Origin of the sequence: Lysinibacillus sp. FN11, assembly GCF_024628845.1 — a bacterium.
GTDB classification, from domain to species: Bacteria; Bacillota; Bacilli; order Bacillales_A; family Planococcaceae; genus Lysinibacillus; species Lysinibacillus capsici.
In genome coordinates this window covers 2,245,876-2,266,164 of record NZ_CP102383.1, presented here as the reverse complement: position 1 = coordinate 2,266,164, position 20,289 = coordinate 2,245,876, and the positions used below count along the sequence as shown (strand labels likewise).

24 protein-coding genes and 2 pseudogenes are annotated in these 20,289 nt (G+C 39.4%); 17 read left to right on the top strand and 9 right to left on the bottom strand.

Features of this window, described 5'->3' with window-relative positions:
- Positions 1–170 precede the first annotated feature (170 nt).
- The 3 genes from NP781_RS12280 to moaA are packed head-to-tail and all read left to right on the top strand — an operon-like array spanning position 171 to position 2,363.
- On the top strand, positions 171–518 hold the full coding sequence (locus NP781_RS12280) for a Na-translocating system protein MpsC family protein (RefSeq protein ID WP_004230595.1): 348 nt from the start codon (positions 171–173) through the stop codon (positions 516–518).
- Between the two features lie 12 nt (positions 519–530).
- Positions 531–1,346, top strand: a complete 816-nt coding sequence (gene fdhD, locus NP781_RS12275; RefSeq protein ID WP_257522413.1) for a formate dehydrogenase accessory sulfurtransferase FdhD — start codon at positions 531–533, stop codon at positions 1,344–1,346.
- Entirely contained in the window at positions 1,347–2,363 is a 1,017-nt protein-coding gene (gene moaA / locus NP781_RS12270) for a GTP 3',8-cyclase MoaA (protein WP_257522412.1), read from the top strand.
- Positions 2,364–2,414: 51 nt separating this feature from the next.
- On the opposite strand, the gene moaC is transcribed toward moaA, so the two are convergent.
- Genes moaC through NP781_RS12255 form a run of 3 tightly spaced genes read right to left on the bottom strand, consistent with a single transcriptional unit; the run spans position 2,415 to position 3,971 of the window.
- The gene (moaC, locus tag NP781_RS12265) at positions 2,415–2,897 is read right to left on the bottom strand and encodes a cyclic pyranopterin monophosphate synthase MoaC (protein ID WP_257522411.1); all 483 of its coding nucleotides are present in this window, start codon (positions 2,895–2,897) and stop codon (positions 2,415–2,417) included.
- Positions 2,890–3,480 carry a molybdenum cofactor guanylyltransferase gene (locus NP781_RS12260; protein ID WP_257522410.1) on the bottom strand — a complete coding sequence of 197 codons (591 nt, stop codon included), beginning with the start codon at positions 3,478–3,480 and terminating at the stop codon, positions 2,890–2,892. Before NP781_RS12260 ends, moaC begins: the two co-directional genes overlap by 8 nt.
- Complete coding sequence (locus tag NP781_RS12255) at positions 3,477–3,971, bottom strand: MogA/MoaB family molybdenum cofactor biosynthesis protein (RefSeq protein ID WP_221680326.1); 495 nt, start codon at positions 3,969–3,971, stop codon at positions 3,477–3,479. The genes NP781_RS12260 and NP781_RS12255 overlap by 4 nt, the downstream gene beginning before the upstream one ends.
- Before the next feature lie 107 nt (positions 3,972–4,078).
- Between NP781_RS12255 and NP781_RS12250 the strand changes: the two genes are divergently transcribed.
- The 5 genes from NP781_RS12250 to moaD are packed head-to-tail and all read left to right on the top strand — an operon-like array spanning position 4,079 to position 7,589.
- The gene (locus tag NP781_RS12250; RefSeq protein ID WP_257522409.1) at positions 4,079–5,095 is read left to right on the top strand and encodes a thiazole biosynthesis adenylyltransferase ThiF; all 1,017 of its coding nucleotides are present in this window, start codon (positions 4,079–4,081) and stop codon (positions 5,093–5,095) included.
- Between the two features lie 13 nt (positions 5,096–5,108).
- Complete coding sequence (gene glp / locus NP781_RS12245; protein WP_257522408.1) at positions 5,109–6,398, top strand: molybdopterin molybdotransferase MoeA; 1,290 nt, start codon at positions 5,109–5,111, stop codon at positions 6,396–6,398.
- Positions 6,368–6,886, top strand: coding sequence for a molybdopterin-guanine dinucleotide biosynthesis protein B (gene mobB / locus NP781_RS12240; protein ID WP_257522407.1), 519 nt, complete (start codon positions 6,368–6,370; stop codon positions 6,884–6,886). Before glp ends, mobB begins: the two co-directional genes overlap by 31 nt.
- Positions 6,883–7,359, top strand: coding sequence for a molybdenum cofactor biosynthesis protein MoaE (locus NP781_RS12235; protein WP_221680330.1), 477 nt, complete (start codon positions 6,883–6,885; stop codon positions 7,357–7,359). Before mobB ends, NP781_RS12235 begins: the two co-directional genes overlap by 4 nt.
- Complete coding sequence (gene moaD / locus NP781_RS12230; RefSeq protein WP_221680331.1) at positions 7,356–7,589, top strand: molybdopterin converting factor subunit 1; 234 nt, start codon at positions 7,356–7,358, stop codon at positions 7,587–7,589. The genes NP781_RS12235 and moaD overlap by 4 nt, the downstream gene beginning before the upstream one ends.
- 37 nt (positions 7,590–7,626) lie before the next feature.
- Here moaD and modB read toward each other — a convergent pair whose 3' ends face one another.
- Both modB and modA read right to left on the bottom strand, forming a co-directional pair.
- Positions 7,627–8,283: a molybdate ABC transporter permease subunit gene (modB, locus tag NP781_RS12225; protein WP_221680332.1), complete on the bottom strand. Its 657-nt coding sequence runs from the start codon at positions 8,281–8,283 to the stop codon at positions 7,627–7,629.
- Positions 8,284–8,286: 3 nt separating this feature from the next.
- Positions 8,287–9,072, bottom strand: a complete 786-nt coding sequence (modA, locus tag NP781_RS12220; RefSeq protein WP_257522406.1) for a molybdate ABC transporter substrate-binding protein — start codon at positions 9,070–9,072, stop codon at positions 8,287–8,289.
- Positions 9,073–9,234: 162 nt separating this feature from the next.
- On the opposite strand from modA, the gene NP781_RS12215 reads away from it, so the two are divergent.
- The 3 genes from NP781_RS12215 (at position 9,235) to NP781_RS12205 (ending at position 11,773) form a co-directional block, all read left to right on the top strand.
- Positions 9,235–10,161, top strand: coding sequence for a substrate-binding domain-containing protein (locus NP781_RS12215; protein ID WP_257522405.1), 927 nt, complete (start codon positions 9,235–9,237; stop codon positions 10,159–10,161).
- A gap of 227 nt (positions 10,162–10,388) precedes the next feature.
- On the top strand, positions 10,389–11,015 hold the full coding sequence (locus tag NP781_RS12210) for a trimeric intracellular cation channel family protein (protein WP_255600900.1): 627 nt from the start codon (positions 10,389–10,391) through the stop codon (positions 11,013–11,015).
- Between the two features lie 56 nt (positions 11,016–11,071).
- Positions 11,072–11,773, top strand: a complete 702-nt coding sequence (locus NP781_RS12205) for an SIR2 family NAD-dependent protein deacylase (RefSeq protein ID WP_257522404.1) — start codon at positions 11,072–11,074, stop codon at positions 11,771–11,773.
- A 30-nt stretch (positions 11,774–11,803) separates the two neighbouring features.
- On the opposite strand, the gene NP781_RS12200 is transcribed toward NP781_RS12205, so the two are convergent.
- The 3 genes from NP781_RS12200 to crcB (NP781_RS12190) are packed head-to-tail and all read right to left on the bottom strand — an operon-like array spanning position 11,804 to position 12,857.
- Entirely contained in the window at positions 11,804–12,151 is a 348-nt protein-coding gene (locus NP781_RS12200; protein ID WP_221680337.1) for a hypothetical protein, read from the bottom strand.
- Positions 12,152–12,165: 14 nt separating this feature from the next.
- Positions 12,166–12,495: a fluoride efflux transporter CrcB gene (gene crcB, locus NP781_RS12195; protein ID WP_257522403.1), complete on the bottom strand. Its 330-nt coding sequence runs from the start codon at positions 12,493–12,495 to the stop codon at positions 12,166–12,168.
- A complete protein-coding gene (crcB, locus tag NP781_RS12190; protein WP_221680339.1) occupies positions 12,492–12,857 on the bottom strand; it encodes a fluoride efflux transporter CrcB in 366 nt (121 codons plus the stop codon). Before crcB (NP781_RS12190) ends, crcB (NP781_RS12195) begins: the two co-directional genes overlap by 4 nt.
- A gap of 911 nt (positions 12,858–13,768) precedes the next feature.
- On the opposite strand from crcB (NP781_RS12190), the pseudogene NP781_RS12185 reads away from it, so the two are divergent.
- Together NP781_RS12185 and NP781_RS12180 are read left to right on the top strand one after the other, a co-directional pair.
- Positions 13,769–15,510 (top strand): annotated as a pseudogene (locus NP781_RS12185) (ABC transporter ATP-binding protein).
- The gene (locus NP781_RS12180) at positions 15,507–17,240 is read left to right on the top strand and encodes an ABC transporter ATP-binding protein (protein ID WP_221680340.1); all 1,734 of its coding nucleotides are present in this window, start codon (positions 15,507–15,509) and stop codon (positions 17,238–17,240) included. The pseudogene NP781_RS12185 and the gene NP781_RS12180 overlap by 4 nt, the downstream one beginning before the upstream one ends.
- A gap of 49 nt (positions 17,241–17,289) precedes the next feature.
- On the opposite strand, the gene NP781_RS12175 is transcribed toward NP781_RS12180, so the two are convergent.
- Positions 17,290–17,658, bottom strand: a complete 369-nt coding sequence (locus NP781_RS12175; RefSeq protein WP_004230571.1) for a hypothetical protein — start codon at positions 17,656–17,658, stop codon at positions 17,290–17,292.
- A 195-nt stretch (positions 17,659–17,853) separates the two neighbouring features.
- On the opposite strand from NP781_RS12175, the gene NP781_RS12170 reads away from it, so the two are divergent.
- The 4 genes and pseudogenes from NP781_RS12170 to NP781_RS12155 all read left to right on the top strand — a co-directional run bounded on the left by NP781_RS12170 (position 17,854) and on the right by NP781_RS12155 (position 20,264).
- Entirely contained in the window at positions 17,854–18,357 is a 504-nt protein-coding gene (locus NP781_RS12170; protein WP_257522402.1) for an RNA polymerase sigma factor, read from the top strand.
- A pseudogene (locus NP781_RS12165) lies at positions 18,296–18,940 on the top strand (sigma factor regulator N-terminal domain-containing protein); the annotation flags it as partial. The gene NP781_RS12170 and the pseudogene NP781_RS12165, both read left to right, overlap by 62 nt.
- A 41-nt stretch (positions 18,941–18,981) precedes the next feature.
- The gene (locus NP781_RS12160; protein ID WP_306832388.1) at positions 18,982–19,350 is read left to right on the top strand and encodes an anti sigma factor C-terminal domain-containing protein; all 369 of its coding nucleotides are present in this window, start codon (positions 18,982–18,984) and stop codon (positions 19,348–19,350) included.
- Between the two features lie 158 nt (positions 19,351–19,508).
- A complete protein-coding gene (locus NP781_RS12155; RefSeq protein WP_004230568.1) occupies positions 19,509–20,264 on the top strand; it encodes an SDR family NAD(P)-dependent oxidoreductase in 756 nt (251 codons plus the stop codon).
- The last annotated feature ends 25 nt before the right edge of the window (positions 20,265–20,289 follow it).

Here is a 20,289-nt window from a genome sequence, read left to right as displayed (position 1 = left end):
TCCTTCAAAATGAACAATATTTATCATAAAATTTATTAAATGAGAATTGTTATCAAAAAGTATTTTCTCTTTTATTTTTTTAAAAGTTGCTATATCATTAACAAACTGTAAGGGTGGCCTACATAACCATTTGCCTAAAAAAGTTTAATTATGATGGGAGAATCGTTGCTATGTCTAAAAAAATCCACGAATTTAATGACATGATTCGAAAGTTAAGGAAGGAAGTATTTGGTAAAGGTCCGGAGCGTATTCATACCGTTTTTGTAGAGAATATGGCTGTATCTACCCTATACGGAAATATCACTCCGACAGAAAAATTTATTGCCAGTACACCAGAAGGGCTGAAAATGGTCCATGCTGCAAGAACAAGTATGATTCAAGATTTATATAGACAATCGCCACCAGAGGGTATGGAAGAACTGATGGGCAGCAAATTACTTCACTTATTTTCAGATATTAAAATTGAAGAGGATTTTGCGATTTCCGTCTTTGTTTTTGAAAAGCATATCAGTGAATAAAGGGGATGCCTTATGGATCAAGCAATGACAAGAAAAATTGTGCGTGTTGAAGGACAACGAGTGACAGAAATGGATGATTTAATTGTTTCAGAATACGCTGTGACCGTAAAAATTAATCAGCAAGAATTTGTCACGATGGTATGTACACCGGAGTATGTAGAAGATATGGTTATTGGCTACTTAGCTTCTGAACGAGTGATTCGTAGTTTTGAGGATATTGAGGAAATTTGGCACCAAGAGAAAGAGGGCTTTGTGCATATTAAAACAAAGCATATTAATCCTTATTACCAACAGACGCAAAACAAGCGCTATATTACGTCTTGCTGTGGGATGAGTCGACAAGGGTTTGTGTTTACGAACGATGCATTAGTAGCGAAAAAAATGGATCAAGTCCATGTGCAAATAACGACCGAGGATTGCTTCCGTCTAATGCATGCGATGCAGGATAGTGCCGACATTTTTAAGAAAACGGGTGGCGTGCATAATGCTGCACTCTGTGATGTAAATGGCATGGTCCTAAGTCGCATGGATATTGGACGTCATAATGCTTTGGATAAAATTTACGGCTATTGCCTACGCAACAACATCCGTATGGAAGATAAAATTATCGTCTTTAGCGGACGAATATCATCAGAGATTTTACTAAAGGTTTCCAAAATAGGCTGTGCCATTGTGTTATCTAAATCAGCACCAACCGAATTAGCATTGCAATTAGCAGAGCAGCTTGGTATTACGACGGTTGGCTTTATTCGTCAACAGACATTGAATATTTATACACATCCACAACGCATCCTATTACCAGCTAATGAATTGAAAGAAGGAGATTAAATGACGAATCTACAAGACCAATTACACAGACCGTTAAGAGATCTAAGAATATCCGTGACAGATCGTTGTAATTTTCGCTGTCGCTATTGTATGCCAGCAGAAGTATTTGGTCCAGATTACGCATTTTTACCGTCTGATAAAATATTAAGTTTTGATGAAATTGAACGATTAGTAAAAATCTTTGTTTCATTAGGCGTGAAAAAAATACGGATTACAGGTGGGGAACCCTTGCTACGTCGTGATTTGCCCGAATTAGTTGCCCGTATTCACCGCATAAAGGGTGTAGAAGATATTGCTTTAACAACCAATGGCTCGTTATTAAAAAAATACGCACAGCCATTGGCACAGGCAGGCTTAGCCCGAGTTTCTGTTAGTTTAGATTCACTTGATGATGAGCGTTTTTTCGAGATGAATGGTCATAGAGGCAAGGTATTGCCAGTGTTAGAGGGAATTGAAAAGGCTGCAGAAGCGGGCTTACAAGTAAAAATTAATATGGTTGTTCAAAAAGGGAAAAACGAACAAGATATTGTTACTATGGCGCAGTTTTTTAAAGAAAAACAACATATTCTACGCTTTATTGAATATATGGATGTAGGGAATTCGAACGGCTGGCGCTTGGATGATGTGGTGTCCAAAAAAGAGATCATTGAGCAAATCCATCAATTTACGCCTTTACAACCAATAGCTCCCAATTATAAAGGAGAAGTGGCAACGCGTTATCAGTATCAAGATACTCAAGGTGAGATTGGTGTCATTTCATCTGTAACGGATTCATTCTGCTCCAATTGCTCACGTGCTCGTCTCTCTGCAGAAGGGTCATTATACACTTGTTTATTTGCAACAGAAGGCACGGATTTAAGAGAATTGTTACGTTCAGGGCAAGATGATGCTGCCATCATCAAGTGCATTTCGAACGTTTGGGAAACAAGAAATGATCGTTATTCAGATGAACGCAATGAACAAACGATGGCAAAAAGGAAAACGTCAAAAATTGAAATGTCTCATATTGGGGGGTAGCGTGTAAAAAAACAGAAAAAAATCGGCACAATAATGCCGAATTTTTTCTGTTTATTTATGCACAAAAGTGCCACTTTTTCCACCCGTTTTTTCAACAAGGTAAGTTTCTTTGATGACCATCGTCTTATCAACGGCTTTGCACATATCATAAAAAGTTAGTGCAGCGACAGACACAGCAGTGAGAGCTTCCATTTCAACACCCGTTTTTCCACTACATTTAACAGTGGCTTGGATATGGAGCTCATAGCCATTCTCTGCTTTTTCATAATCAAACTGGAAATCCGTGCCCTGTAGCATAATGGGATGGCACATGGGAATGATATCAGCTGTTTTTTTAGCTCCCATAATCCCTGCAACTTGCGCAACTTGCGTCGGATCACCTTTTTTAATGCCTCCTTGTTGGATGGCTTCATAGACCGCATCGGATAAAAGAATCGTACTGCGCGCAATTGCTGTACGTGTGGTAATTTCTTTTGCGGAGATGTCGACCATTTTAGGACGACCTTCTTCGTTCCAGTGTGTAAAATTATTCATTATTAAACTCCTTTTTCCTTGTTTGTGACCAGTCTTGTTGTGCGTTGATATTGATGAATGTTGAGCAATCGTCATCAAAAGGGACATAACAAACACGAAGTTGCTCTAAAAGCACTTTCATACTTCGTTTATTTTGTGCCGTTAATTGTGTCGCATTTGGTAAAGCCGTACGTCGATATAATGCAGCTAATGGCTGATCTCTTAGTGCTTGCGTCGGAACAATGGCATCGTACGTGTCATGAATCAGGCCTAACATTTTTTGGATAAATTTTGCATTCATATAAGGCATATCGCTCGCTACGACAAAAAACCATTCCACATCAGGATAGGCTGTCATGATATGATGCAAAGCAAAAAGAGGGCCTTGATGTGGCTGCTTTTCAATGACCCATTGAACATTTTCCTTTCCAAACTGATGTTGTAAGTGCGCATTCGTAGCGATAATAAGAGGATCTAGCTGATTTTTTTGCAGGGCTATGAGACTATGTTTATATAATGGCTGTCCAGCAAACATCTCAAACATTTTTGGCTGTCCATAGCGAGAGGATTGACCGCCAGCTAACACTATACCTGCAATTTTCATAAGCGCTTTAACTCACCGACAAAATGTTGGACAGTAGGTACAATGAGCTTCGTCATAGCCAAAGTCACCGCATTTGTGGAGCCTGGTAAAACATAAATGGCTGTTTGCTGGAGACTTCCAGCGGTGGCACGACTAAACATCGCCTTTGGGCCAATTTCTTCATAGCTGAGCATTCGAAATAATTCACCAAACCCCATCATTTCTTTTTCAAGCAGAGGCAGAATGGTGTCATAGGTTTGGTCTCTTGGTGTAAATCCTGTTCCACCAGTAACGATAATGGTATTTATTGTTGGATCGCTGCACCATTTTTTAACATAACGAGCGATATCGAGCGGTTCATCCTTTGTTAGTTGGTAGTCTACAACTTCAAATGCAGCTTCCTGTAGTAAGGACTGAATACGCTGACCAGCATGATCATCTGCCTTTGTGCGTGTATCACTGACCGTTAAAACGGCAACTTGAATTGGTTGCTGCTGATGTGTGGGATGCACAGTAAGACCTCCTTCAAATGCGTTTTTGCTAAAAAACATTGCTTTTATTATAATGCTATAAATGAAAAGGTCAAACGAAAATTCATAGAAAGAAAGGCCTCATACGTATGCAAAATAGATATTCTAGACAACAATTATTTCACCCCATCGGACAAACAGGGCAACAATCCCTCCAGCAAAAACATGTCCTTATCATAGGTGCGGGGGCATTGGGGAGTGCTAGTGCAGAAGCGCTTGTACGAGCGGGTATTGGCAGGCTGACCCTCATTGATCGTGATTATGTAGAGTGGAGTAATTTACAAAGACAGCAATTATATACAGAGCTAGATGCACAAGAAAAAATGCCCAAAGTTATCGCAGCTAAAAAGCGTCTCCAACAAATAAACACAGAGGTAGAAATTCATGTCGGTATTATGGATGCTTGCACAGAGACCTTGCTACCATTACTAGAAGATATTGATGTGATGGTCGATGCGACCGATAATTTTGATGTTCGCTTTGTCATGAATGACCTTGCGCAAAAATATCGTATTCCTTGGGTATATGGCTCTTGTGTTGGTAGTTATGGGGCGACTTATACAATTGTGCCAGGCAAAACACCTTGTTTGCATTGCTTATTAAACGTGATGCCTCAAACTGGGATGACTTGTGATACGGTAGGAATTATTAGCCCAACGGTACAAATCGTAGCTGCTTATCAAGTGGCAGAGGTTTTCAAGCTGCTTGTTGGGGATGACAAAGCCTTACGAAAAAGCTACTTAACGTTTGATGTTTGGCAAAATCAACACTATGAAATCAATGTGGAGAAAATAAGGCAGGGTGATTGTCCATCTTGTGGCGACAAGCCAACCTATCCTTACCTATCCTATGAAAATCAAACGAAATTACAGATCCTTTGTGGCCGAGACGCGGTACAAATTCGACCACCAAAGCCTATCTACTATTCGCTCGACCAGCTGGCAAATCAGCTCCGTTCCCACGGAGAAGTTCAGATTAATCCGTATTTGCTATCTTGCCAAGCGGACGATTACCGAATTGTTATTTTCCAAGATGGGCGAGTCGTGATACATGGTATACAAGATATACAGAAAGCCAAAAGCATTTATTATCGTTTATTAGGTTAAGGGAGTGTACCAAATGGTAGAAAAAAGACAACCAATTCCTGTGGCAGAAGCCGTTCATCGTGTAATGGACTATGCCTTTCAAGCAAAAAAGGAGCATGTGCCATTAACGCAAGCGCATGGACGTTTTATAGCACAAGCTATTAGAGCCGATCATGATGTACCAGCTTTTGATCGTTCACCGTATGATGGCTATGCCATTCGTTCCATCGATAGTCAAGAGGCATCTTCACAGCATCCAGTCCGCTTTCAAGTCGTTGGGGAAATTGGCGCTGGCTATGTCTATGATGACGAAGTTGGCGATCATCAAGCTGTCCGCATTATGACGGGGGCCCCGATACCACAAGGATGTGATGCAGTGGTCATGCTAGAATTAACCCATACATTCGAAGAAAATCATCAAAAGTATATGTCGATTAAACGACCTTTTGAAGCAGGTACTAACATTTCCTATAAAGGGGAAGATGTACAGCAAGGCGCTGTCCTCATTGAACAGGGACAAACGATTAATCCAGGAGTGATGGCACTGCTTGCTACTTTTGGCTATGAGCAAGTACCTGTTTATCGTAAAAAAGTTATTGGTGTGCTTGCCACTGGTAGCGAATTATTAGAGCCAGGGGAATCTTTACAGCCAGGTAAGATTCGCAATAGTAATGCCTATATGATTATGGCGCAAATTGAGCGTGCTGGCGCAGAAGTGAAATATTTTGGCAAGTTTAGTGATGATCTTGCGTTATGTATTGATCGTGTTGAAAAGGCCCTACAGGAAGTTGATATTTTAATTACAACGGGTGGCGTTTCCGTAGGGGATTATGATTATTTACCAGCTATTTACGAGGCGATTAATGCAAAGGTATTGTTTAATAAAATAGCGATGCGTCCAGGTAGTGTGACAACAGTTGCTGCTCGCAACGACAAATTATTATTTGGCCTTTCTGGTAATCCTTCAGCCTGCTATGTTGGCTTTGAGCTATTTGTACGTCCGATTATACGTTCTGCATATGGGCATACTCAACCACATTTACGTAGAGAGCAAGCTATTTTAGGGGCTGATTTTACAAAGCCCAATCCCTTTACACGCTTTGTACGAGCTCGTATCGATTATGAAAAAGGGCAGCTCGTAACTGTCCCATCTGGGTTCGATAAATCGAGTGCAGTTTCATCTTTAGCGACAGCCAATGCGTTCATTGTTTTACCAGGAGGCTCCAGAGGCTATGAAAAGGGTATGCAAGTGGATGTCCTTTTGCTAGAAGATTTGCAAGGAAGTGAGTGGCCTTGGGACAATATCGAAAAATCTTACAGATAGTTGGCTATCAAAATAGTGGGAAAACAACATTGATGGCGCAATTGATCAAGCGGGCTACAATGGAAGGGCTAAGGGTTGGAGCCATTAAGCATCATGGACATGGTGGTGTACCGATGATGGAAACTTCAAAGGATAGTAGTCGGCATGAGCAAGCAGGCGCGGTTGTCACAGCAGTGGAGGGGGCGGGTACTTTACGTATGAGTATCCACCAAAATAGCTGGCAATTGGCTGATATACTAGCGATTTATGATTCTTTTCCCCTGGATATCATGCTAATTGAAGGGTATAAAAATGAACATTATCCGAAGGTTGTGCTGCTGCGCACTGCTCAGGACCAAGTACTGCTACAGCAAGTAACCAATATCCTCTGTGTAATTTATTGGCCAAGCTGTCCACTTGATCTATCCCTAACAATCCCAGCTTTTTCGATTCATAAAGAAACACAATATATGGAATTTTTGTTGACAGAAATGAGGGGAAAACGATGACGACAGCGTTATTTGAAATTATCGATCAACCGATAGATGTAGAGGAAGTAAGGCAAAAAGTCCTTAGTCGAAATGCTGGAGCCATCACATTATTCATCGGCACAGTGCGTGAAATGACGAATGGTAAAAAAACGATGCATTTGGAATATCAAGCCTATCCAGCAATGGCGATTAAAATGTTTGAACAGATTGCAAAGGAAATACAAGAAGAGTGGCCAGAAGCAAAAGTGGCCATCACCCATCGTGTCGGGCATTTAGCTATTTCCGATATTGCCGTAGTGATTGCTGTGTCATCACCGCATCGTAAAATAGCTTACATGGCGAATGAATATGCAATTGATCGCATAAAACAAATCGTACCCATATGGAAAAAAGAACATTGGGAGGACGGGACAGAGTGGATTGGTGATCAATTGGAAAATGTTCCCTATCCGCAAGGGAAACCAGCCATTCAGGAGGAGGAAGACCTGTGATTAACATTTTATTATTTGCCCACCTACAGGAAGCACTAGGTGAATCAAAGCTATCAGTAGAGCTGTCAGATGTGACAGTTGCACAGTTAAAAGAGTGGATGGAAAAGCGCTATCCTCAGCTAACATTACAACAGATCATGACAGCGGTTAATGAGGAATTTGCAACGGATACGACGATTGTCAAATCTGGCGACACAATCGCCTTTATTCCACCGATCAGTGGGGGATGAGCAAAAAGAGGTAGTTGGCTTGAGCCAACTACCTCTTTTATACTTTCAGGATATGGATAGTAAGAAGTAAAAGGAAGGAAATGGCGATCATACACAGAACCCATGTCCAGGCAAGGGGCATGTTTCCAGAATCGATGGCCATATATATTGCTAGCGGTGTTGTTTGTGTTTTCCCTGGAATATTTCCCGCAAACATAAGTGTCGCTCCAAACTCACCCAAAGCTCGTGTGAAGCTTAGAATCCCACCAGAAACAAGTGCCTTTAATGCAAGGGGAATGGACACATAAAGAAAGACCTGCCATTCATTCGCCCCATCCACACGTGCTGCATTTTCAATATCTCGATCGACAGAGGCAAAGCCAGTTTTAGCTGATTGATACATTAATGGAAAGGCAACGATTGTAGAAGCGATGACGGCCGCCCACCATGTGAACATGATAGGTTGATCGAATAGCCAGATAATGAAATTTCCTAGCATACTATTTTTCCCGAAAATGACGATAAGCAGGAAACCGACTACGGTAGGAGGTAAAACTAATGGTAGTAGCAATACCGTTTCTAGCACTAGTTTGCCTTTGAAATCATGGGTTGCCATCCATTTACCCATTAAAATACCTGCTATAATAGCGATGATCCCTGCAACAAAAGCAATTTCGATCGAAAGCCTAAGTGGAGACCAAAAATCGGTACTCATCTTTTATTGAGCCCCTTTAAATCCATACTCTTCAAAGACATCCATCGCTTCATCACTTTGTAAGAAGTGATAAAAATCCTCCGCCTCTTGCGCATGCTTACTAGCTTTTAAAACACCTACAGGATAAATAATCGGTGCGTGCATAGCATCATCGGCAGTTGCCACGACATTGACCTGATCAGAGACAAGGGCATCTGTTTTATAGACCATCCCAGCATCCACATTTTCTGTTTCTGTATAAGTAAGTACTTGACGTACATCTTTTGTATATACTACTTTTGATTCGAGTGAATCCCAAAGTTGCATATTTTTTAATGTGTCCACACCATACTGTCCAGCAGGAACCGTTTCGGGCGTACCGAGTGCAATTTTTCCTGCTTGTTGTAAATCTTCAAAGGATTGAATTTGCTTTTCATTGTTTTTAGGCACGATTAATACTAAGTCATTGGCTAAAAGATCCGTTCCTAGCTTTTGATCGATCATTTCTTTCTCTACAAGCACATCAAATTTATCCTCCGCTGCTGAAAAGAAAAGGTCTGCAGGAGCACCTTGTAAAATTTGTTGCTGTAAAGCACCTGAACCACCAAAGTTATAGAGGATTTTGATTGTATCGTGTTGTTTTTCATAAGTTGTTTTCAATTCCTCTAAGGCATCCTGTAGACTAGCCGCCGCAGAAATCGTGAGTTCAACAGGTTCGTTTGTTGCCGCCTCTTTTTCTTGGTTACCACAGGCTGCTAATAGTCCAACTAGTACGAACAGTGTCGCAAATAAACGATAAAATTTTTTCACTATGAGTATACTCCTTTTATAACTCGTTATAACAAGACATAACTAATTATAATCAGATATAAATAAAAAAGAAAGTTAGTAAGGGTAGAAAATGTCAAGATGTTCATAAAGCTATAAATACGTTACCATGTAAATAGAGGCTTATAGGAGGAGAACTTTTACATGTCACAAGAACAATCCTATACGATTGAAGAGGTTGCACAATTATTAAAGGTTTCAAAATTAACAATTTATGATTTAGTGAAAAAGGGTGATTTGCCAGTTTTCCGCGTAGGACGGCAAATGCGGGTAGATCGTGCTGACTTGCAAACCTATATACAAAAACGGAAAACAGGTAGTACGCCAGCTGTGGCACAGGCTTCCATTGTCACTCCGACTAAAAATCATGCGAAAATTATAGTGAGTGGGCAAGATTTAGTATTAGATATTTTAGCAAAATATATCGAGAAACGACGATCTATGAAAGTATTACGCTCACATGAAGGTAGTTTTAATGGTGTAATGGCGTTGTATCACGGAGACTGTGATATTGCGAGTTTACATATGTTTGATGGGGATACAGGAGATTATAATACTCCTTATGTAAAAAAAATCTTTGTTAGCCATGCCTTTGTGCTCATCAATGTTGTATCACGTAAAGCAGGTTTCTATGTTCAAAAGGGGAATCCGTTGGAAATTCACACATTTGAAGATTTTCAAACAAAGACATTCACATTTATCAACCGTGAAAAAGGCTCAGGTGCTCGTACTCTGTTAGATGAGCAATTGCGCATTCATGGTATTGCATCATCCACGATTGCAGGCTATGCCCATGAAGAAATGAGCCACCTCGATGTCGCCTCTGCAGTCGCCAATGGACGTGCAGATGTTGGGATTGGCATTGAAAAAATCGCCAAGCTTATTCAGGTCGATTTTATACCAATGGTCACTGAACGTTACGATATTGTGTTATTAAAAACACCAGAAAATCAACCGCTCATCGATATGGTGAAGGAGATTTTAAATACTTCTGATTTCCAATCTGAAGTAGCTGCATTAGGAGATTATGACGTCTCTTTAATGGGCCAAGTCATGTATGAAACGCTATAATCGAAAATTCATATTGAGTTTAATGAAAAAATCAATTACAATTCTAACTAGGAAATTTTATGGTCGTTGTGTCATTTAGTATGGCTCAGCTACTATATGTTTTATGATACATGGTGAGATGGATAAATTAGTAGGTGCTACTGCTAGGATATTAGCCCACCATAAAATAGCTTGCGTACTCAATGCGCAACTATTTTATGGTGGGCTTTTTGTATAGTAAAAAGGAGATGGATGATGTGACATGGTCAGTACTACATATTATTGGCATGATTGCCTACGCCATTAGTGGAGCATTTGTTGCGTTACAGGCCAACTATTCTTTTATTGGCATATTTGTGCTTGGTCTTACAACGTCTTATGGTGGTTCCATTATCCGCAATGTTGTACTGGATATCCCTGTGTCAGATATATGGGAACGGCAATCCTTATTAGTCGTTTTAGTCACGCTGACGACCATTTTATTTGTCAAAAGGAACTGGATTCATCATTGGAACCGCTGGGGCTATTTCTTTGATTCAATTGGCCTAGCCTCTTTCGCCATACAAGGCGGATTGTTAGCAAAAAGCTTGCATCACGACCTAGGTATCATTATTATAGCGTCGATGTTTACGGGTGTTGGCGGAGGCATGGTTCGAGATTTATTAGCTGGTAGAGCGCCGCTTGCATTAAGAGAAGAAATCCACGCTGTCCTAACCTTTGTATGTGCCCTTTGTATATGGTTGGGGTGGGACAGCCCGTTTGAATTGTCAGTCATTGTTATTTTTATAGTAGTGATTCGCATGTTATCTGTGAATAATAAATTAAAATGGAAGCTTCCTTTTCAACATTCCTATAACCATGCAAAGGAAAAATAGGTTGATTGTCGAAATAGGTGAAGGTAGTTTTTTAATTCGAAAAAAGGAGGGGTAAAATGGCAATAGAACGTTTACGTGAGTGGTTACTATCTTCAAATAATACAGTGATTCTAACAGGAGCGGGCATGTCAACGGAAAGTGGAGTTCCCGATTTCCGTTCAGCATCTGGTTGGTGGAAACAAATGGATCCAAGAACTGTCGCAACAACGGAAGCATTAACAGATCACTACTCATTATTTCATGAATTTTATAAAACACGTATTGAAAACCTAGAAAAGGCGGCTCCCCATGAGGGGCATCATATATTAGCTGATTGGGAAGCAAGAGGTCTAGTGTCTCTAATCGCTACTCAAAATGTGGATGGTTTTCATCAATTAGCGGGAAGTCAATACGTAGAGGAATTACATGGCTCCATTCGATCTATTCGTTGTCAACGTTGCCAGCAGGCTGCAGGCATGGAAAGCTTCTTGAACAAGGCTAATTGCTCCCATTGTGGTGGGAAACTTCGTCCAAATGTCGTGCTATTTGGAGAAAGCCTACCACAAGCAAGCTGGCACCGTTCCATGGAGGCAATCAAAACAGCTGAACTTGTCCTTGTCATTGGAACGAGTCTTGAGGTGTATCCCGTCAACCAACTGCCTATGATGACAACAGGAAAAACCGTTTATATTAATATGGATATTTCACAGCAGACAACCCCATTTGATCTGACGGTGAGAGGGAAAATAAAAGAAGTGTTGCAAACACTTCAAATCTAAAAAAGGCGCCCTTGCAATTCCAAGTGGCGCCTAAAACATTTGGGGTAGAAATTCCCTCATGAATCGTTGATTTTTTCGTAACCATATCTTCAAAATCATACGATGTGTTAACAGTTTATGCCTTTTATTTGGTCTCGCCTTTGCTTCTATGAGGCTCTGTAAAAGAATACAAGTTTCAGGTGCAAAAGCTTGAGGTTCAACGAGAACATCCAGCTTGTAATCAATCAACTGGGCTGTCTGAACCTTGGCAAGTAATTGCGCAAATTGTGTATTCATGGTAGCGTAATTTTCCTCTAATTCTAGGTCAATCAATGAATAGAGCGTTTGCTCTATTTCAACTTCTAATTCCTCCAGTAACTCTTTTGACGGCAGTGTCAATAGTTCACCCTCTTTTATACGACTAGATAACCAATAGCTGCACTAAGTATGCCAATTAGCAAGGTACTGGCAATATAGCTAATGGCTTGTCTCCATTTTTGTTGTTCTATAAGCTGTAGACATTCAAATCCAAAAGTAGAAAAAGTTGTGTAGGCTCCTAAAAAACCTATGCCAATTAATTGCCATAACCAATCACTAAGATGTAGGGCAAATAAGAAACCAAGCGCAAAGGAGCCTGTACAATTAATAATCAAAGTCGCCCATGGATAGGGATGTACAAGTAATTTTCCTAAATAAAACCTAGAAAGAGCGCCAAAAAATCCACCAATTCCAACTAAAATCATGCAATACGCCCCCTAGCAAGTCGTATTCCCAGCCATGTGCAAGCTAATCCACCTAAAACACTCACTGTAACATAGAGTACAGCCTGTAGCCACTCGCTATTTTCTAGGAGTAATAGTGTCTCTAAGGAAAATGTCGAAAAGGTAGTAAAAGCGCCACAAAACCCTGTACCTACTCCTAGTATAATAGGTGTGCGTTTTATAAAAGAAGTAAAAAGCCATGCTAAGCAAAAGCAGCCCAGTAAATTTATAAACAGTGTTGTGAATGGAAATATTTCTGTATTGGGAACGGCGAGACTAAGGCTATATCGACAGATGGCACCAAGAATTCCACCAATTCCCACGGCTAGGAATGACCTCAACATAAAAACCCCTTACTGAAAATGACTATAATGAAAGTGTATCATGAGACAAAAATTTTAGAAATATTTCAATTCAAGTTATGTCCCCAAATCGATTATTAAAATGTATATAGTGTATAGAAAGTTATAAATGCTTATGAAATAATATTTCGAAATATTATATATGGAAAATGAAATGTATTTTATTACATGGACAATTCTTGTTCCCTCTTATGTGAATCCGTTGACGGAAAACCCGATGACGGCTAAACCATAAACGGAAATCACGACACTACTAAATAATAAATAACTAAATAATAATTAACTAAATAAAGATGATGATAAGCATATTGAAGGAGTGCAATAGACGCAAAGAGAATATTCTATTGTCTGCTATTTGGTATCAAAATCACTAGTCGTGTATTTCAGTCTTTAGGTTAATGTTTGTGCTGTAGAATTATTGTAAGGTTATAGACAACACTGTAATTTTAAGCATGTTCTCCCTTTGATTCCTTGAAGCATTTCAATGCTTTAAAGCGCTAACTATTTCCTGAAAATGATAAAAAATAACAGGGTGATAGTTGACAAATATTTCTATAGTGTGATAATCTTCAAGAACACTATAACAAATAAACTAAAGGAGGGCATGACAATGTTAATTTTATCCGCATCAAATTCAATCACAGTTACATACATTGTCCGTGCCTAACGCTTTATTTACTATTGCAGAACTAGGTATGGAATTATCCTGCCTTTTATAAGAGACACTTACTCTTTTAGGGTATGTGTCTTTTTTTGTGCAAAAAAGGTTGTAGTGAAAACAAAAAGGAGTGTATGTATATGACAAAAACAGTTAGAAGAATGATTTTCAAAAAGGAATTTCTAGAAAGTGGGTAGTCATCCACAACAGCACGGAGGAAAGAAGGTTATGATGTATGTTTGATGTGTTAAGTAAATTAGGCTGGTTCTTTAAAAAATACTGGAAGCAATATACGGTGGCCATTGTTCTACTAATGGTTGCCAGTGGATTAGAGGTTGTCCCTCCCTATCTACTCGGTTCTATTATAGATCTATTGACTGCAGGAGAAATGACACCAGCTATTTTAACAAAGTATGTCTTGATTTTTATTGGGATTATTATTGGGGGCTATTTATTAAATTTTGTGTGGCAATTCCGACTATTTGAAGGAGCTATCAACCTTGAGAAAATTTTACGTCGTAATTTAATGCAGCATTTTTTACGCATGACCCCAACATTTTATGAAAAAAACCGTACTGGTGACCTGATGGCACGTGCAACAAATGACTTGAATGCCGTATCCATGACAGCAGGTTTTGGCATTATGACGTTGATTGATTCAACGATTTATATGGGCTTTATCATTTTTGCGATGGGCTATATGATTTCTTGGAAGCTCACATTTTTTGCCATGTTACCAGTCCCTATTATGGCGATCCTCATTCAATATTTAGGAAAAATTGTTCATGAGCGATATATGAAGGCACAAGATGCTTTTGGGGAACTAAACGATAGTGTGCTGGAATCTGTAGCAGGAGTGCGCGTGGTGCGTGCCTATGTGCAGGAAAAAAGGATGAGGCTAATTTTGCAGATATGAGTGAAGTTGTGTATGCGAAAAATATTCATACAGCGAAAATCAATGCTTTATTTGGCCCGATTACAAAAGTTGGAACAGGCATTAGCTATGTTGTAGCACTTGGTTACGGGGCTCATTTAGTGGCAACAGAAGCGATGACGGTTGGGCAACTGGTGACGTTTAATGTTTATTTAGGTTTGGCTGTTTGGCCGATATTTGCGATTGGTGAGCTCATCAATGTTATGCAACAGGGGAATGCCTCACTAGATCGCGTGCAGGAAACATTGAACTACGAGGCGGATGTTCGAAATATTCCGAATCCCCAAATGATTGCGACACCAAATGCGATTGGCTTTGATGCCTTAACATTCCAATATCCGATGAGTCAGGTGAAAAACCTACAGCAGATTTCACTTTCCTTGAAAAAAGGTCAAACCCTTGGCATTGTAGGTAAAACGGGAGCAGGTAAAACAACCTTCCTACGCCAATTATTGCGAGAATACCCAATTGGTCAGGGACAGCTTGCCATTGACGGTATCGATATTACGGCTCAAACGAAGGAGCAGATCCTCGATTGGATTGGTTATGTGCCACAAGATCATGTGCTATTCTCACGAACTATTCGTGAAAATATATTATTTGGGAAAGAAGATGCAACACAAGCAGAGTTGCAGCAGGCGATACGTGCCGCTTATTTTGAAAAGGATTTAGACAATCTACCAATGGGCCTTGAAACACTTGTTGGAGAAAAGGGTGTCTCTCTTTCAGGCGGTCAAAAACAACGTGTGTCTATTGCTCGTGCTTTAATTAAAGATCCTGAAATTTTAATGCTGGATGATTCGCTTTCCGCTGTCGACGCGAAGACAGAGGCAAGAATTATTGAAAATATTCAGCGTGAACGTCAAGGTAAAACGACGATTATTACGACACATCGCTTGTCTGGTATTCAGCATGCCGATGTCATCATCGTACTGGATGATGGGCAAATTGTAGAGCAGGGAACACATGAGGAACTTCTTGCGCAACAAGGATGGTATAAAGAGCAATTTGACCGTCAGCAGCTAGAAGGAGGTGCCTCATGAGTACGAGTCAACGTTTAATACGCTATGCGATGTATTTTAAAAAGCCGATACTATTAGGCTTATTCTTCCTAACAATTGCCGTATTCACGGAGCTTGTTGGACCGTTTATTGCGAAACATATTATTGATAATTATATGACAATCGGTCATATAGAAATCAAACCGATTACATGGTTGCTCATTGTTTATTTACTTTTAGCCATTGCAACAGCCATATTACGTTATTTTATGTATATTTATTTGCAAATTGGGGCAAATCGTGTCATCCAAAAATTACGTAAAGATGTCTTTGAACATATTCAAACTTTACCGATCCAATACTTTGACAATTTACCAGCGGGTAAAATTGTTGCTCGTGTAACAAACGATACAGAGGCAGTTCGGAATCTATATGTACAGGTACTATCTAATTTTGCGACGAGCTTTATTTCTATTTTTGGGGTGTATATAGCGCTCTTTATTTTAAATTGGAAAATGGCAATGCTTGCTTTAACCATGATTCCAATTGTTTATGTGTGGATGATTTTATATCGAAAATTTGCCTCTAAATACAACGATGTCATTCGTACAAAAATTGCAGATATTAATGCCATGATTAATGAATCCATTCAGGGCATGACAATTATTCAGGCGTTCCGTCGTGAGCAGCAAATGACGAAGGAATTTGATGACATGAATAATGAGCATTATGCGTATGAACGTAAGCTGCTGGTGCTTGATTCAGCTACATCCTTTAACCTTGTGAATACGCTAAGACTCATCATGTTTACGGTCTTTATTTTCTACTTTGGTACACGCTCATTCACTGCAACTGAAGTGATTACGGCAGGGACATTGTATGCATTTGTTGATTACTTAACAAAGCTATTTAATCCGATCACGAATATTGTGAACCAGTTTTCACAGCTTGAGCGTTCACTCATTGCAGGTAAACGTGTCTTTGAGGTGCTCGATACGAATGGCGAGCCTGTTTCAAAAAAGAGCATCCCACGATATAAAGGAAATGTGGTTTTCGAAGATGTTTCCTTTGCCTATAAAGATAATGAATATGTGTTGAAAAACCTGTCATTTGAAGCACATCAAGGTGAAACAATTGCCTTAGTTGGTCATACAGGTTCAGGGAAAAGTTCCATAATGAACTTGTTGTTCCGCTTCTACGATCCGTCAAAAGGCAAAATAACCATTGATGGCATTGATATTACCTCTGTTCCACGTCAAACGATGCGTGAACATATGGGTATTGTGCTACAGGACCCTTACTTATTTACGGGTACGATTGCATCCAATGTTAGCTTAAACAACCCGCGCATCTCTCAGGAGAAAATAGAAGCTTCCTTAAACGCTGTTGGTGGGGAACGCGTTTTAGCTAATTTACCAAATGGCTATGAGGAGCCAGTCATTGAGAAGGGCAGTACATTATCTTCAGGACAACGTCAGTTGATTTCATTTGCACGCGCTCTAGCATTTGATCCAGCAATTTTAATATTAGATGAAGCGACATCGAATATTGATACGGAAACGGAAGAAATTATTCAGCATGCGATGGATGTCCTGAAAAAAGGACGAACAACGTTTATTATTGCCCATCGACTTTCTACGATTAAAAATGCAGATCGTATTCTTGTACTTGATCGCGGGAAAATTGTAGAAAACGGCACGCATGATGAACTGCTAGCACTTGGCGGAATTTATGACAAAATGTATCAAATGCAAGCGAACTCCTTACAATAAATTAATAGCTATGAAAAGCCCCACTTCAACTGAAGCGGGGCTTTTCTATTTATCTTACATATTTAAAGACATTGACAAAGAATAACAGGACAGACAACGCTACAGCAATACCACCACCAGACACGAAAAGCTCAAATAACCAGCGTGGTACATCCCAATACACCATCATCATGCCAACAAAAAGGAAGGGTAAACCGAGATTGTAAAGCCAGAACTGTGCTTTGGCGAGACCTGTCTCCGCAGCATTTTTATAAGTCGAATAAATTAAACCAATGAATCCAGTAGTCAGCCAACCTACCACACCAATATGAGCATGTGTCGCTTTCCATTGAAGTTGAACCGTATAATGCATAAACAGGCCAAAAGCAAAAACAATCAATAAATAAAAGACTGAAACCTTTATCCATTTAGCACCCATTATCCACAACTCCTTTCTTGAAAGTGATTTTAGCTAGCTGCTACAGTATATTCTTGTCAAATTAAAAAGATGCTTGTATGTATTTGAAAATAAATGTTGTTGGTTTTCATTAAACTAAAATAATTAATGGGAACTTTTTGTAATATGTAAACTTTTCATGGAGTTCTGCGTTGTATAGGCAGAAGGGAGGTGGACATGGTAAAGCAATCAATGAATGCGTTTCTACAGCAAGCAGGAACGCTGCTATATCGTTATTTGAGAAAACGTGGATTAGCCCATGAGGATGCAGAAGATATCGTCCAAGATACATGTTATAAATTTTTATTACATAAAAATGGAATTCAGTCAGACAAAGTAATGAGTTGGTTATATCGTGTAGCAACCAATCAATTTTATGATCTCAAGAGAAAAGAAACACGTCATCCAACAACAGAATTAGATGAGGTTCAATTGACTTCATTCATTCATATTCCTGAGATCCAGATGCTAAAGAAAGAAAAATTAAAGGACATACAGAACACACTCGAAACGCTATCCATTTTGCATCAGGAATTATTAATCCTGAAATATGAGCTGGGATTATCGTATAAGGAAATTTCAGTCTTGATGAATAAGAATGAAAACACACTAAAAACGCATGTCAGACGTGCTAGGGAAGAATTTACAGAACGATTTAAGGAGGATATTCATGATGAATAAAGAAGAAAATGAATTTTTGTTTGATGATAAACAAACGAAAAAAATAATGAGAAAGGCAAGGTTTTGGTCAACAGTCAAAATGATTGGGATTACATTGGTCGTTACCCCCATTGTGCTAATAGCATTATGGTATGGGCTGAGGGCTTTATCGTTAAATAGCGCGCAAAAAGTAATGGATGATATTCATTTATTTAACGAAATAAGTGCGCCCAATGTCCAAATTAGTAATCAGGTTTATGACGATCATTTGCTGGGAGGGAAAATAACAACAACAACCTATAAGGTGCTTGGAGATCAGCATCGTCCATATATTTGGGAGCCTATCAAAAGCGATTATAATTTATTTGGAACGCTTACACGAACGGCCATTTCTAGCTCCATCCAGATAGAAGGTTCAGAATCACTGGCAGAAACATATCAATTCGAACGGTTTAATGACTACACAGGTGACCGAGAAATGTTTTTTTATCATCCAAGGATTTCCTACGATCATTACCAAGATAATATTAGTGAACTGCATCAATTGGAGAAAAATACTTTAGTAGAAATAGCTATTTCCTTTGATGATGCCTATAATTTTGGTGAAATTAAAAGCAAGCTACCTTCTGAAGTACAAGTAGATTGGTGGTGGGTGGATGCCTATCCAGATGCTACACTAGATTTTTTAAGCAAGGACAGAATACTATTTCAGCCAATGATCCATACATTTACGGCTTCCAATCAGAGCAATCTAAACCTAAACCTCGACGCTCTTCAAACGACGAGGTTGAGACCTTTATTCGAAACATTGAGCTTCTTCGTAAAAGCAAGAACTTTGAGTGGGAAACAAATCAGGTTTATCAAGCTTTAGTAGGGGAAAATGGAACCCTAGAGAAAAGTGATGTGAAAATAACCGGGGCTGTAGTAACTGGTACTCCAGAGCAATTGCAGTCTTTACAAGGACAAACCTACATTAAAGGGTCTATATTTGGTGTAATATCGAATCAGAAATAGAGCGCTGGAAAAGAGTAAACGGACAATCAATTTTAGAAAAGCTTATTTTGGATTAACTCTTCTCTAGAATAGGCTTTTTATCTGAAGCATTTTAGTTTAAAACTAAATAGTTTGATGTTAAACTATTAACAGATAAACAAGAAGGAGATGTTGTTGCAATGGGTAAGCTACAAAACAAAGTGGTCATTATTACTGGTGGCGCAGGTGGGATTGGTAGTGGAATGGCAAAAGCTATGGTAAAGGAAGGGGCGATTGTGACAATTGTTGACTTAAATACAGAAGCAGGCGAGGCAATGGCAAAAGAATTACAAGAAATGTCTCCGAAGTCTATGTTTTTACAGGCTAATCTAATGGAACGCGACCAATTACCAAAAATTATTGATACAGTCGTAGAAAAATACGGTAAACTAGATGTGCTAGTTAATAACGCTCATGCTGCTAAACAAGTTACAATAGAAGAAACTACACAAGCAGATCTTGATTTGTCATTTGGAACAGGTTTTTATCCAACCTTCTATTTAATGCAAGCAGCCCTACCGCATTTAAAAGAAACTAAGGGTAATATTATTAACTTTGCATCTGGAGCAGGCATTCAAGGTCATGAAACACAGGCTGCTTATGCCGCTGCCAAGGAAGCCATTCGTGGTATTTCCCGTGTTGCCGCAAATGAATGGGGACGTTTTGGTATTAATGTCAATATCATTAGTCCGCTTGCTGATTCACCAGGTGTACAAGCATGGGCAAAAGCACAGCCAGAGTATTATGAAGCGGTGAGAAGTAAAATCCCGTTAGGCCGTTTTGGTGATATTGAGCAAGATATCGGTCGAGTAGCTGTTTTCTTAGCTTCTGACGATTCTCAATATATTACAGGTCAAACGATTATGGTGGATGGAGGCTCACTAATGCTTCATTAATTCTCAGCGTTTGAGGAGGATTTTT